A 12,454-nucleotide genomic window follows, 5' to 3' on the forward strand; every position below is an offset into this window, starting at 1 on the left:
CACCGCCCAAGGCCATCAAGGCCCAGGACGGTGAAGATTTCGAAGACCCGCTATCCAGTGGATCGGAAGGCTGCTCCGCTTAAGTGAACAGCATTACGCTCATGCGGGGCTTTTTCATGGCCGTGCGATTCAGTCGAATCGATAGATGTCCATGCCCAGCGCTCCCAGGGTAAAGCCCTGATGTACCAGGCTGAACGTCTGCCCGGCGCCCCGGGCGAAGTACAGCGGCAGTAGGTGCTCATCGTGCGGGTGATTGCGTGCGGCAGAAGGGGCCTGGCGGCGGTAGTCGTGCAGCGCGGCTTCGTCGTTTTCCGCCAGCTTCTCCACGATCCAGTCGCGAAAAGCCTTTGCCCACGGGGCGACCACGTCTGGTCCGGCGCGCCAGTTCAATTCGCCGAGGTTGTGGGTGATGCTGCCTGAGCCGATCAGCAGCACGTCGTGCTCGCGCAGACTCGCCAAGGCGCGGCCAACACGGGTCTGGAAGGCCGGGCCCTTATGCGTTGGTAGCGACAGTTGCACCACGGGAATATCGGCTTGCGGATACATCAGCGACAGCGGAACCCAGGCACCATGGTCGAGCGGGCGCTGCGGTTCCGGCTGGGCGGTCAGGCCATCGGCAGCCAGCAGGTGGATCACCTTATCGGCCAGGGCGGGATTGCCGGCGGCTGGATAGCGCATCTCATACAGGCGTTCAGGGAAGCCGTAGAAGTCGTGCCAGGTTTCCGGATGTTCTGCCGTGCCGATGCGCAGGTCGGGCGATTCCCAATGAGCGGAGACCACCAGAATCGCCGAGGGGCGGGGCAGCTCAGCCGCTAGACGCGCCAATGCGGGGCCACTGGCGCCAGGCTCCAGCGCCAGCATGGGAGAGCCATGGGAGATGAATAGGCTGGGTAGCATTCTCGATGACCTCTAGTAGGATACTGTTCATCTTCCGGGCTGGATCTATCGGAATCCAGTATAAATTCCTGTGCTTTTTGATCGAAACGGTGAATGAACATGCAGGCGGATTTCTGGCAGGCGCGCTGGCAGCGCAACGAGATCGGGTTCCATCTTTCCGAGGTGAACCCCTATCTGCTGCGGCATTGGCCGACGCTCGGGGTGTCGGCCGACAGCCGGGTATTGGTTCCGCTGTGCGGCAAGTCGCTCGATCTGGCCTGGCTGGCAGGGCAGGGGCATGCCGTGCTGGGTGTCGAGCTGGCCGAGAAGGCCGTCGAGGATTTCTTCGCCGAGCAAGAGCTGAAGCCGGAAATCCAGTCCCACGGGGCATTCAAGGTCTATCGGGCCGGTGCACTTGAACTCTGGTGCGGTGATTTCTTCGCCCTGACGGCGGAGGATGTGGCCGGCTGCGCCGCCTTGTACGACCGGGCGGCTCTGATCGCCTTGCCGCCGGAAATGCGCCAGCGCTATGTCGCGCACCTGACCGGCATACTCCCGGCGGGTTGCGCGGGGCTGCTGGTGACGCTGGATTACGAGCAGGGACAGATGCAGGGCCCGCCGTTCTCGGTGCCGGATGATGAGGTCCGGCGCCTGCTTGGCGCGGACTGGCAACTGGAGCCGTTGGAGTGCCGTGATGTACTGGGTGAGAACTGGCGATTCCTTCAGCGTGGCCTGACGCGCCTGGAGGAACGGGTCTATCGATTGCAGCGCTGATCGGCGGGAATGAAAAAGGGCGACCCTCGGGTCGCCCTTTTCGCGTATTGGGATCAGCCGCGCTGACGCAGCGCTTCGATACGGTCTTCCAGCGGCGGGTGGCTCATGAACAGGCCGGCGAAGGTGGTTTTCTTCGCGGCGTTGATGCCGAATGCGGTCAGGCTGTCCGGCATGTGTACCGGGACGCCCTGTTCCGCCTGCAGGCGCTGCAGAGCAGCGATCATCGAACGGGTGCCAGCCAGGCGGGCGCCGGCGTCGTCGGCGCGGTACTCGCGACGGCGCGAGAACCACATGACGATCATGCTGGCCAGGATGCCCAGGATCAGTTCGGCGAAGATGGTCGCGACATAGAAGGCGATACCGCGGCCTTCCTCGTTCTTGAAGATCACCTTGTCGACGAAGTTGCCGAAAATGCGCGCGAAGAACATTACGAAGGTGTTCACCACGCCCTGGATCAGCGCCAGCGTCACCATGTCGCCGTTTGCGACGTGGCCGATCTCGTGGGCCAGTACGGCACGCACTTCATCGGGCGAGAAACGTTCCAGCAGGCCCTGGCTGACCGCGACGAGAGCGTCGTTCCGGTTCCAGCCGGTGGCAAAGGCGTTGGCCTCGTAGGCTGGGAAGATGCCGACCTCGGGCATCTTGATGCCGGCTTCGCGCGCCAGTTCCTCGACGGTTTGCAGAAGCCACTGTTCATGACGGGTACGCGGCTGGCTGATGATCTCGGTGCCGGTGCTCATCTTCGCCATCCACTTGGAGATGAACAGCGAGAACAGCGAGCCGGCGAAGCCGAACACGGCGCAGAAGACGAGCAGTTGTTGCAGGTCCAGATCGACTCCGTTGGCCGCCATGAACCCATTGAAGCCGAGCAGGCTGAGGGTGATGCTGGCGATCAGGAGTACCGCCAGGTTGGTGGCCAGGAACAGCAGAATGCGCATCATGGTGTAGAGCTTCTCCTCGCGATAAAGCATGCCGGTGGCATGGTCATGCCGGGTATATAAGGGGCGCCCGGAGGCTATTCAACCGAGCGACTATTTCAAACTGTGTCGTTTGCGCCGTGCAGGTGGCTTTCGAACAGCAGCCGGGTCAGGCGCGCCAGCCGTTCGCTATGACGGGCGGCCAGTGCTTCGCGCAATTGGTAGGCGAGGGTGGCGTGCACTCGCCGCACGCTGGGCGGCAGCGTGACGCCATCGGGCAGCGCATGGGGGACGGCGCGGGACAGGCGCAGAAAGCCTTTTTCCGTGAGCACGGCTTGGTCCAGGGCATCGTACTGGATGGTGGAATCGAAGCGCAGGTAGCCTTCCTCGGCCAGCCACAGCAGGGCGCCCAGGCAGCTCTGGTGACGCTTGCTCGGCAGACCGAACTCGTCAGGCTCTTCGCGGCCGATCAGGTCCTCGACGTAGAGGGCGATCTTGCGCGGGAATGCCTGGTACAACATGAGCAGGCCGGCTGCCGCGTCCTTGTAGAAGTCGTCGATCTGCAGGTCCATTCAGGTCTTGGCGATGAGAGAGGTCGGAAGGTGGGGTAACAGGCGGCCGAGAATAGCCCAGGGCCAGGCCGGTACGTAAGCGCTTCTGCTCCGCTTGGTGACGTGCTTGGCGATCAGCGCCGCCCCCCGCTTGGCATCGATCAGGAAAGGGCGCTTGCCCATGTCCCTGTTCAAGGGAGTATCGATGAAGCCTGGCAGGATGAGCGTGGTGTCGATGCCCTTGCCGAGCAGCTCCGCCTGCAGGGATTCCATGTAGGCGATGAGCCCGGCCTTGCTCGCCGAATAAGCGGCGGCATAGGGCAGGCCGCGCTTGCCGGCTACCGAGGCAACGGCAACCAGATGGCCGTGGCCTTGCTGGCGGAACAGCGCGGTGGCGGCATCCAGGCAGGCAATGGCGCCGGTCAGGTTGGTATCGAGGGTGCGCTGGATACGTTCGAAGTGGCCGCCTCCCGCCTTGCCAGCCAGGGCGATGCCGGCGTTGGCAATCACCCCGTCGAGGCTGCCGAGGGTATGGGCGGCCAGGCTGACCGTGTCCTGGCAGGCGGCCGGATCGGTGACGTCCAGTGGCAATGCCGCGACCCGGTTGCCGAATTGATCGGCCAGCTCCTTGGCCAACGCCTCGAGGCGGTCCAGGCTGCGCGCGGCCAGTGCCAGGTCATAGCCTTGGGCGGCCAGTTCGCGGGCCAGGGCTTCACCGATACCGGAGCTGGCGCCGGTGATCAGGTAGCGTCTGCCCTGGCTGCGCATGGTTACTGGCGATACGACTTGAGGAAGTTGCCGATGCGTCCGATAGCCTGTTCCAGGTCGTCGACGCGGGGCAGGGTGACCACGCGGAAGTGATCCGGCCAAGGCCAGTTGAAGGCGGTGCCCTGGACGATCAGCAGTTTTTCCGAGAGCAGCAGATCGAGCACGAACTTCTCGTCGTTGTGGATCGGGCAGACCTTGGGGTCGATCCGCGGGAAGGCATAGAGCGCACCCATGGGCTTCACGCAGCTTACGCCGGGGATGTCATTGAGCAGTTCCCAAGCCCGGTTGCGCTGTTCCAGCAGGCGGCCATTGGGCAGCACCAGGTCGTTGATGCTCTGGTAGCCGCCCAGGGCGGTCTGGATCGCATGCTGGCTCGGCACGTTGGCGCACAGGCGCATGTTGGCCAGGATATCCAGGCCTTCGATGTAGCTCTGGGCCTTGTGTTTGGGGCCGGAGATGGCGACCCAGCCGGAGCGGAAGCCGGCTACCCGGTAGGATTTGGAAAGACCGTTGAAGGTCAGGCAGAGCACGTCCGGCGCCAGCGAGGCGGTGGAGATGTGGACGGCGCCGTCGTAGAGAATCTTGTCGTAAATCTCGTCGGAGAAAATCACCAGATTATGCTGGCGCGCCAGTTCGACGATGTCTTCCAGTACGGCCTTGGAGTAGACCGCACCGGTCGGGTTGTTCGGGTTGATCAGCACCAGTGCCTTGGTATTCGGCGTAATCTTGGCCTTCATATCGGCCAGGTCGGGGAACCAGCCGGCCTGCTCGTCGCACAGGTAGTGCACCGGCTTGCCGCCTGCCAGCGACACGGCGGCAGTCCACAGCGGGTAGTCGGGCGCGGGAATCAGCACTTCGTCGCCGTTGTTGAGCAGGGCCTGCATGGCCATGACGATCAACTCGGAGACGCCGTTGCCGAGGTAGATGTCCTCGATGCCGACACCTTCAACCTGCTTCTGCTGGTAGTACTGCATCACCGCCTTGCGCGCACTGAACAGGCCCTTGGAGTCGCTGTAGCCCTGTGCGGTGGGAAGGTTGCGGATCACGTCCTGGAGAATTTCCTCGGGGGCTTCGAAACCGAACGGCGCCGGGTTGCCGATGTTCAGCTTGAGGATGCGATGGCCTTCCTCTTCCAGCCGTTTGGCGTGCTTGAGCACCGGCCCGCGGATGTCGTAGCAGACGTTGGCGAGCTTGTTCGATTTGCTGACCTGCATGATGCGGAGTATCCCGAAGAAAACGCCGCGGGAGCGGCGGTAGGCATGAATTCTTTCGGTCTTGGCAGGCTGTAATGCCGCTGCCAGACTGGAGTCCAATCACTGTCCACAATGCGCGGATGTCGGTCGGGCACCTCGGCGTTACCCGGTCCGGAGCCGCAGAACGTGGACGGTTCCAAGAGTGACGCATCATACGTGCGGCCCGATTAACCGGAAAGATCGGCATCGGGCTTTTTTCCTAGCGAGGATTCCCATGGACAAGCTCGAAAAACCCCTTGAGGCGTGGCGCGAGGAACTCTCCGACCAGCAGTTCCATGTCTGCCGTCTGGGGGGGACCGAACGTGCCTTCACCGGTGAGTATTACGCGACCAAGACACCGGGCATCTATCACTGCGCCTGCTGCGATGCGCCGCTGTTCGATTCGGATGCCAAATACGATTCGGGGAGCGGCTGGCCAAGCTATTTCCAGCCGGTCGACGACCAGGCGATCGCCAGCAAGGATGATTTCAGCCACGGCATGCATCGTATCGAGGTGCGCTGTGCGCGCTGCGATGCGCATCTCGGGCATGTCTTTCCGGACGGACCGGCGCCCACCGGATTGCGCTATTGCATCAACTCGGTCGCGTTGAAGCTGAAGCCGAAAGACGAGTGAGCCGCAGAGCCTGGTATCAGCGGGCCTTATTGAGTGTCAATTGAATTGCACGCAATCTAATTGATCGCTATCTTCTTGGCGTTCTCTCACTTTCTAAGGACGAATCCCATGAGCGACGCGCTTCTCAGCATTCCCTGCACCACCATCACGGGTGAGCAGAAAACATTAGCCGATTTCGACGGCAAGGCTTTGCTCGTAGTGAACACCGCCAGCAAATGCGGTTTCACGCCGCAATACAAAGGGCTGGAGGCCCTCTGGCAGCGATACCGGGACAAGGGGCTGGTGGTGCTGGGTTTCCCCTGCAACCAGTTTGGCAAGCAGGAGCCCGGTAACGAGGAAGCGATCTCCGAATTCTGCGAGCTGAACTACGGCGTGACTTTTCCGCTGTTCAAGAAGATTGATGTGAATGGTGCGGGTGCTCATCCGTTGTTCGTTAACCTGAAAAAACGCGCGCCAGGTCTCCTCGGCAGCCAGGGCATCAAGTGGAACTTCACTAAGTTCCTAATCAACAAGGACGGTTCCCTGATCAAGCGTTTCGCACCGACGACCAAGCCGGAAGAACTGAGCGCTGAGATCGAAGCCCTGCTCAAATGAGTGACGCAATATCCGATAGCCTGCTGCTGGACCGGCAGTTGTGCTTCAAGCTGTATGCCGCCTCGCGTGCGGTGATCCGGGGCTACAAGCCGATGCTCGACGCCCTCGGACTGACCTACCCGCAGTACTTGGCGATGCTAGTGCTGTGGGAGTGGCAGGCCGCTCCACCGCCGCAGCCGACGGTAAAAGCCCTGGGCGAGCGTCTGATGCTGGATTCCGGCACTCTCACGCCGCTACTCAAGCGGCTCGAGTCGCTGGGGCTGGTACGGCGCCGGCGGGCAGCGAGCGACGAGCGCGAGGTGCATCTGGCATTGACGACGGAAGGGCTGGCGCTGCGTGATCGCGCAGGCCCGTTGAAGGCCCGCCTGCTGTGCGAAAGCGGCATGGATATGGCCGAAATAGAAGAGTTACGCGAGCGGCTCGGTGGTTTGCTCGCTCGCCTCATGGCGTAGCGGTAGCCGGTAACCAGCTATCGAGGAGGGCGGCCAGTTCTTCGCGACGGAAGGGTTTGGCCAGGTAGTCGCTCATTCCGGCGGCTTGGCAGCGTTCGCGTTCGTCCGGCAAGGCATTGGCGGTCAGGGCGATGATCGGCAAGTCGGGCCAGCGACCGCTCTGACGAATCCGCCGGCTGGCTTCGTAGCCATCCATGATCGGCATGTTGCAATCCATCAGCACTAGATCCACCGGCTCCCGCGCAAGATGGTCGAGCGCCTCGGCACCATGGGCGGCGACTGCCACGTCGCAGCCCAATTTGGCCAGCATGCCCTTGGCGACCATCTGGTTGACTGGATTGTCCTCCACGAGCAGGACGCGTGCTTGGCGGCTCTGCGGCTTTTCGCTGGCGGATTGTCGGGGCGTTTCGATGACTCCCGGTTGCAGGATGTGGCGAAGCGTCTGGTACAGCGCGGCGCGCCCCAGGGGGCGGGCCATCTGTTCCAGCGGGGCCAGGGCGCTGGCCTGCTCGTTGTCCATGAAGCGGTTGTAGGCGGTGACCAGGAGGATCGGCGAGTCGATCACCTTGCGCAGCCCCGGCAGGCATTCCGGGCAATCGCTGATGAAGGTATCGCCTTTAATACCGGCCAACGGCGCATCGGTGTCCTGCCGTAGATAGGTCAGCCCCCAGCTCGGCAACAGTGTGTTGAGCAGCTCATGGAGGCCACTGCTGGATGGACAGAGCGCGACGACCCGCCCATGCAGCGGCGGGAGTGGCGTACTCCGGGCATGACTCGGCAGTGGGAGGAGGGCGGTGAAGCGGCTGCCGAAGCCTTCCTTGGAGACGAGGCCGAGTTCCCCGCGCATGGCTTCGCAGAGCCTGCGCGTCAGGGCCAGACCAAGGCCGGTGCCGCCGTATTGGCGGGTGATGTCGATGCTGCCTTGGGCGAAGGGTTGGAAAATGCGCTCCTGGGCTTCTTCGGAAATGCCGATGCCGGTATCGCGAATCTCTATTTCCACGCCATCCGCAACGGCTCGCACGCGCACGTCGACCCGGCCGAAGCGGGTGAACTTCAGTGCATTGGACAGCAGGTTGCTGACGATCTGGCGAACCCGGGTCGGATCGCCGAGCACCTGGATAGGCAACTGCGGATCGATCAGGCAAGTCAATTCCACTCCTGGCGCGGCGTTCTGCGAGAGCAGGCTGGCGGTGTCTTCGACCAGCACGCCGAGGTCGAAGGGAATGCTCTCCAGTTCGAGCTGCCCGGCCTCGAACTTGGACAGGTCGAGAATATCGTTGAGCAGCTCGACCAGCACTTCGCCCGAGCCGTGGGCGATGGAAAGCTGCTGCCGTTGCTCGCTGTTCAGCGGGCCGTCCAGGGCCAGGGCGAGCATGCCGAGCAAGCCGTTCAGCGGGGTGCGAATCTCGTGGCTCATGTTGGCCAGGAACGCTGCCCTGGCCTGGGCCATCTGCAGGGCAGTGCGGCGTGCTTCCTCCAGTTCCTGGTTGGATTGGGTCAGGCGGGCGTTGGTGGCCTTCAGCTCGGCGGTGCGGGCCGAGACGATGTTTTCCAGTTCGCCGAGGTACTGGGTCAGGCGATCCTCGGCTTCCCGGCGCTGCTCGATCTCTTCGGCGATGTTGGCGAGCTGGCGGTTGGTGACTTCGACCAGGATGCCGATCTCGTCGCGCTCGTGCCCGGGAGGGCAGGGTATTTTCTGGCGCGCCGGCATGCGCGTATCGCGTTCGCTCAGCGCGCGGATGATGCCGACCAGGGGTTTGGTCAGCATGGCGTAGAACAGCACCAGCAGGATCAGCGACAGCAGCAGGCTGCGCGCGAAGCCAGTGACCAGAGTGAGCACGGCGCGCTTGAGGAAGTGACTGCCGAAGGCATAGGTGTCGACCTCCAGGTGCAGGACCCCGAGGGCTTCGTGCGGCGCATGGGCGACGAATAATGGGTCTTCGAAGCGGCGCCGCTCCTGGAACAGAAAGTCGCTGAACATGCGGTAGCGGCTATGCATCGGGGGGCGGTTGACGCTGGCCAGGACCGCGCCGCTGTTGTCGACGATTTCCGCCCGTATCACGGCCGGCGAGCGGAGCAAGCCGAGCACGAGTTCTTGGGCCAGTTCGGCGTCGATGTTATAGGCGATGCGGGCCGCCGGGTTGTGGCTGATTTCGAGCAGCGAGCGAATCTCGCGGTTGATGGAGGCGTCTTCGCTGGCATAATCGATGCCCACCTGAATCAGGCTGAGCAACGTCCCCAGGATGAACGCGACCAGCACCGTCAAGCTGGCTTGTTTGAATGACAAGCGGTTGGTGAGGGATATATCCATGGGGGGTAAAAGGCCAACCTCTGTCCGTTCGCTCGCCAAGCATAGCCCATACGACCCTCGCGAAGGCAGCGCCAGAGCTTGCGGTCGATCACGGAGTGCCGCATGGATACTCGTTTGGTTGCATTTCTGGAGCGGGTCGAAACCGTTCTCAATCGTCTGGAACCCTTGCTGCCGGTGGAGCGCCCTGCGCTCGACTGGAGCCGCCATCTCGCCGCCCGTTGGCAGCGTGAAGGGCAGGGTGGCTATCTGCTGCCGCTCACGGTCGACCTGGATCTCAACCTGTCCGACCTGATCGGCGTGGACAAGCAACGGCAACAACTGGCGCGCAACACCCGTCAGTTTATCGATGGCCTGCCGGCCAACCACGCCTTGCTATGGGGCGCGCGGGGGACCGGCAAGTCGTCGCTGGTCCGCGCACTGCTCGCCGAACATGCCGGTGTGGGGCTGCGCCTGATCGAAATCGAGCGCGACCATCTCGCCGATCTGCCGCGTGTCGTGGAGCAATTGGCCGGTCTTCCGCAGCGCTTCGTGTTGTTCTGCGACGACCTTTCCTTCGAGTCGGGGGAAGGCGATTACCGGGTGCTGAAGAGCGTGTTGGATGGCTCGCTGGAGCGTGCCCCGGCCAACGTGCTGCTCTACGCCACTTCGAACCGCCGTCACCTGGTGCCCGAGAAACAGAGCGACAACGAGCATTGGCAGATGGTGGACGGCGAACTGCATCCGAATGAGGCGGTGGAGGACAAGATTGCCTTGTCCGACCGTTTCGGACTCTGGCTATCGTTCTATCCCTTTAGCCAAGAGCATTTCCTCGATGTCGTCCGGCATTGGATCGGCGTGCTTGCCGAGCAGTCGGGGCTGCAATGGGGCTGGAGCGAGGAACTCGAAAAAGCGGCAATCCGCTGGGCGCTCGGTCGCGGTAACCGCAACGGCCGTTGCGCCTATCAATTTGCCCGCGATTGGGTGGGCCTGAAACTCTTGGAGAACCCGGCATGATCGATCTACAGCAGAGCGGCGAAGGTCTGGAAGGTTACGCGTTGCTCGCCGCACAACTGGAAGCGCTGCTGGCGGATGAGCGCGATTTCGTGGCCAACGCCGCTCAGTTCGCAGCGTTCCTTTTCCACGAGCTGGAAGGGTTGAATTGGGCCGGCTTTTATCTCAACCACGACGGGGAGCTGGTGCTTGGTCCTTTCCAGGGCAAGGTTGCCTGCGTGCGGATTCCCTTTGGCAAAGGTGTCTGCGGTGCTGCCGCAGCCAGCCGCACGACGCAGCGGGTCGAGGATGTGCACGCGTTTCCCGGGCATATCGCCTGTGACAGTGCCTCCAATAGCGAACTGGTGGTGCCGCTGGTGAAAGACGGGCGCCTGATCGGTGTGCTGGACCTGGATAGCCCGCGGCAGGCACGTTTTTCCGAAGAGGATCAGGTTGGCATCGAACGACTCGCGGCTATTTTCCTGCGTCTGACCGAGTGCTGAGTCGGAAATAAGTACCCGCCGCCCGGGCGGGTACGTTGCGCTCAGCGTGTTGCCAGGGCGCTCAGTTTGGCGAGTGTCCGTTGTTCGCCCGGAAGGACGTTCTGCACCGAGGGGCGTCCCTTGATTCGCTGATAGAGGGCCGCGAGATTGGGCCAGCGGCCTTCGTCGAGCCGCTCGCCTCCATGCTCCATGTTGATCAATTGGCTGACGATAGCCAGGTCGGCCATGCTCAGCGTTTCGCCCGTGAAATAGGGTGCATCGTCGAGAGTTCCCTCCAGATAGTCGAAATGAGCCGGGAGCTTGTCTTGCGCATCGCGAATGGCGTCCTCGTCGCAGGCCTTGCCCATGGTCGGTTTCAGCACGCGGTTGCGGAATATGCAGAAGGTGGTGAGCGGCGCCAGTTCGTAATCCGCATATTTTTCCAGCCAGCGAATGTGGGCGGTCTCGACGGGGTCATTGCCATACAGCCGTGGCAGGTCGGGATAGCGGTCTTCCAGGTATTGGCAGATCACGCTGGAGTCGGCGAGGGTAAGAGCACCGTCCTTGAGGGCTGGGATTCTTCGCAGGGGATTGAGTTCGTGATACCAGTCCGGTTGATCGTGCGGCACGATCATCTGCAGGTCGTACTCCAACCCTTTCTCGATCAGGCACAGGCGTAGCTTGCGTACGAACGGAGAGAGCGGAGCTCCATAGACGGTCAGGCTCATGGCATCCTCATCGAGGCCGTCAATCGTAGATGTTCTTTTTCTTCCAGTCGTCTTCGTCTTCCAGGGACTTCAGACCTTCGGTCAGCTCGGTGGGTTCGTCGTCCGTTGGCTTGGCTGTTTCCAGCACCAAGGCATCGGCGCGGGCCAGGAGTTGCTCGAACTGCTGTAGCTGGGCTTTGTAAGTCCCTGGATCGTTCTGCTTGCGCAGATATTGCACGCCGCGCTCGAAAGCCAGGCGCGCCTGGCGCGGTTGGTTCTGCTGAAGGGCTTGCTTGCCGACATTGCCGAACAGTTCGACGTTCGTGCGCACCAGCATTTGGCGGATTTCCTTTACCCAATGCTTTGCTTCGTTGGCCGACAACAGATTCTCCTGTGCGGAGCGGACGACCAAGCCGTGCAGCCCCTCCAGTTGAAAGCGGATTTCCTTTGCCGTGGCTTCCGCCGCCACGGTTTGTGGGGCGTTGCGGACCGCAATGGATTCGCCTTGAGCGAGCAGGCCATTGAGTGCGTCGATACGTGTCTTGAGAGTGGCGTTGCCCTTGTCCAGGGGCAGCAGGCGTTCGACGAATTGCAGTTCCAGACGGCTGAGCAGCAGCTTGAGCGCCGGCGTCATCAACTGACCGGGAAGCGTCTCCGACAGGTCGGCACAGCGACGCAGGCGATCGCTGAGGTCGGCTCTCTGGCGGGCTTTTTCGAGCTTGCTGTTCTCAACCAGGTTATTGATATAAGCGATGGCGATCAGCAAAACGATGCCGGCGACGATCAAACCTGTAATCAAGAGCGGAGACATCGGAACAACCTCTCGAACACGTGTTTTGTCCCGAGTGTAGTGCCTTAGCGGACAGGCTCATAGCGCCAGCTCAAGTTCTCATCAGAAGTCATTGATTTAAAAAAAGTTTTACTCAAGGGTTGACGACCATCGAGTCGCTCCCTAGAATGCGCGCCACTTCCAGCGTAAAGCCTCAGGCGAAGCGAGGGAAGCCGGAAAATCTGTTGTAAGTTCCGGGCCGCGTCCCCTTCGTCTAGTGGCCTAGGACACCGCCCTTTCACGGCGGTAACAGGGGTTCGAGTCCCCTAGGGGACGCCAATGCGGGAATAGCTCAGTTGGTAGAGCACGACCTTGCCAAGGTCGGGGTCGCGAGTTCGAGTCTCGTTTCCCGCTCCAG

The 12,454-nt window shown here is 62.1% G+C and carries 14 protein-coding genes and 2 tRNA genes; 8 read left to right on the plus strand and 8 right to left on the minus strand.

Annotated elements, in window-relative coordinates; genetic code table 11:
• Nucleotides 1–129: 129 nt before the first annotated feature.
• Nucleotides 130–897: a class III extradiol ring-cleavage dioxygenase gene (locus BZL41_RS17475; RefSeq protein ID WP_095600490.1), complete on the minus strand. Its 768-nt coding sequence runs from the start codon at nt 895–897 to the stop codon at nt 130–132.
• 99 nt (nt 898–996) lie between these two features.
• Here BZL41_RS17475 and BZL41_RS17480 point away from each other — a divergent pair, with 99 nt between their 5' ends.
• A complete protein-coding gene (locus tag BZL41_RS17480) occupies nt 997–1,650 on the plus strand; it encodes a thiopurine S-methyltransferase (protein ID WP_095600502.1) in 654 nt (217 codons plus the stop codon).
• Between the two features lie 53 nt (nt 1,651–1,703).
• Here the strand turns inward: BZL41_RS17480 and htpX are convergent, their stop codons facing one another.
• The 4 genes from htpX to BZL41_RS17500 form a co-directional block, all read right to left on the minus strand.
• Entirely contained in the window at nt 1,704–2,591 is an 888-nt protein-coding gene (gene htpX, locus BZL41_RS17485; RefSeq protein ID WP_095600503.1) for a protease HtpX, read from the minus strand.
• Between the two features lie 95 nt (nt 2,592–2,686).
• Nucleotides 2,687–3,139: a hypothetical protein gene (locus BZL41_RS17490; RefSeq protein ID WP_095600491.1), complete on the minus strand. Its 453-nt coding sequence runs from the start codon at nt 3,137–3,139 to the stop codon at nt 2,687–2,689.
• A complete protein-coding gene (locus tag BZL41_RS17495) occupies nt 3,140–3,886 on the minus strand; it encodes an SDR family NAD(P)-dependent oxidoreductase (RefSeq protein WP_095600492.1) in 747 nt (248 codons plus the stop codon).
• Nucleotides 3,887–3,888: 2 nt separating this feature from the next.
• Nucleotides 3,889–5,100, minus strand: coding sequence for a pyridoxal phosphate-dependent aminotransferase (locus tag BZL41_RS17500; RefSeq protein ID WP_095600493.1), 1,212 nt, complete (start codon nt 5,098–5,100; stop codon nt 3,889–3,891).
• A gap of 253 nt (nt 5,101–5,353) precedes the next feature.
• On the opposite strand from BZL41_RS17500, the gene msrB reads away from it, so the two are divergent.
• From msrB to BZL41_RS17515, 3 genes are all read left to right on the plus strand, one after another.
• A complete protein-coding gene (gene msrB / locus BZL41_RS17505; RefSeq protein WP_095600494.1) occupies nt 5,354–5,752 on the plus strand; it encodes a peptide-methionine (R)-S-oxide reductase MsrB in 399 nt (132 codons plus the stop codon).
• Between the two features lie 108 nt (nt 5,753–5,860).
• The gene (locus BZL41_RS17510) at nt 5,861–6,346 is read left to right on the plus strand and encodes a glutathione peroxidase (protein WP_095600495.1); all 486 of its coding nucleotides are present in this window, start codon (nt 5,861–5,863) and stop codon (nt 6,344–6,346) included.
• Nucleotides 6,343–6,798, plus strand: a complete 456-nt coding sequence (locus BZL41_RS17515) for a MarR family winged helix-turn-helix transcriptional regulator (RefSeq protein ID WP_095600496.1) — start codon at nt 6,343–6,345, stop codon at nt 6,796–6,798. Before BZL41_RS17510 ends, BZL41_RS17515 begins: the two co-directional genes overlap by 4 nt.
• Here BZL41_RS17515 and BZL41_RS17520 read toward each other — a convergent pair.
• Nucleotides 6,788–9,109 carry a response regulator gene (locus tag BZL41_RS17520; protein ID WP_095600497.1) on the minus strand — a complete coding sequence of 774 codons (2,322 nt, stop codon included), beginning with the start codon at nt 9,107–9,109 and terminating at the stop codon, nt 6,788–6,790. The genes BZL41_RS17515 and BZL41_RS17520 overlap by 11 nt on opposite strands.
• A gap of 102 nt (nt 9,110–9,211) precedes the next feature.
• Here BZL41_RS17520 and BZL41_RS17525 point away from each other — a divergent pair, with 102 nt between their 5' ends.
• Together BZL41_RS17525 and BZL41_RS17530 are read left to right on the plus strand one after the other, a co-directional pair.
• Nucleotides 9,212–10,102 (plus strand): ATP-binding protein, encoded by an 891-nt coding sequence (locus BZL41_RS17525; protein ID WP_095600498.1) that lies wholly within the window; start codon nt 9,212–9,214, stop codon nt 10,100–10,102.
• Nucleotides 10,099–10,581, plus strand: a complete 483-nt coding sequence (locus tag BZL41_RS17530) for a GAF domain-containing protein (RefSeq protein ID WP_095600499.1) — start codon at nt 10,099–10,101, stop codon at nt 10,579–10,581. The genes BZL41_RS17525 and BZL41_RS17530 overlap by 4 nt, the downstream gene beginning before the upstream one ends.
• Before the next feature lie 41 nt (nt 10,582–10,622).
• Here the strand turns inward: BZL41_RS17530 and BZL41_RS17535 are convergent, their stop codons facing one another.
• Nucleotides 10,623–11,288 carry a glutathione S-transferase family protein gene (locus BZL41_RS17535; RefSeq protein WP_095600500.1) on the minus strand — a complete coding sequence of 222 codons (666 nt, stop codon included), beginning with the start codon at nt 11,286–11,288 and terminating at the stop codon, nt 10,623–10,625.
• Nucleotides 11,289–11,307: 19 nt separating this feature from the next.
• A complete protein-coding gene (locus BZL41_RS17540; RefSeq protein ID WP_095600501.1) occupies nt 11,308–12,078 on the minus strand; it encodes a hypothetical protein in 771 nt (256 codons plus the stop codon).
• A gap of 221 nt (nt 12,079–12,299) precedes the next feature.
• Between BZL41_RS17540 and BZL41_RS17545 the strand changes: the two genes are divergently transcribed.
• Both BZL41_RS17545 and BZL41_RS17550 read left to right on the plus strand, forming a co-directional pair.
• Nucleotides 12,300–12,375, plus strand: a tRNA-Glu gene (locus tag BZL41_RS17545).
• 2 nt (nt 12,376–12,377) lie between these two features.
• Nucleotides 12,378–12,453, plus strand: a tRNA-Gly gene (locus BZL41_RS17550).
• Nucleotide 12,454: the final 1 nt, after the last annotated feature.

The organism is Pseudomonas sp. PIC25, from assembly GCF_002286785.1.
In the GTDB taxonomy this organism is placed as follows: Bacteria; Pseudomonadota; Gammaproteobacteria; order Pseudomonadales; family Pseudomonadaceae; genus Pseudomonas_M.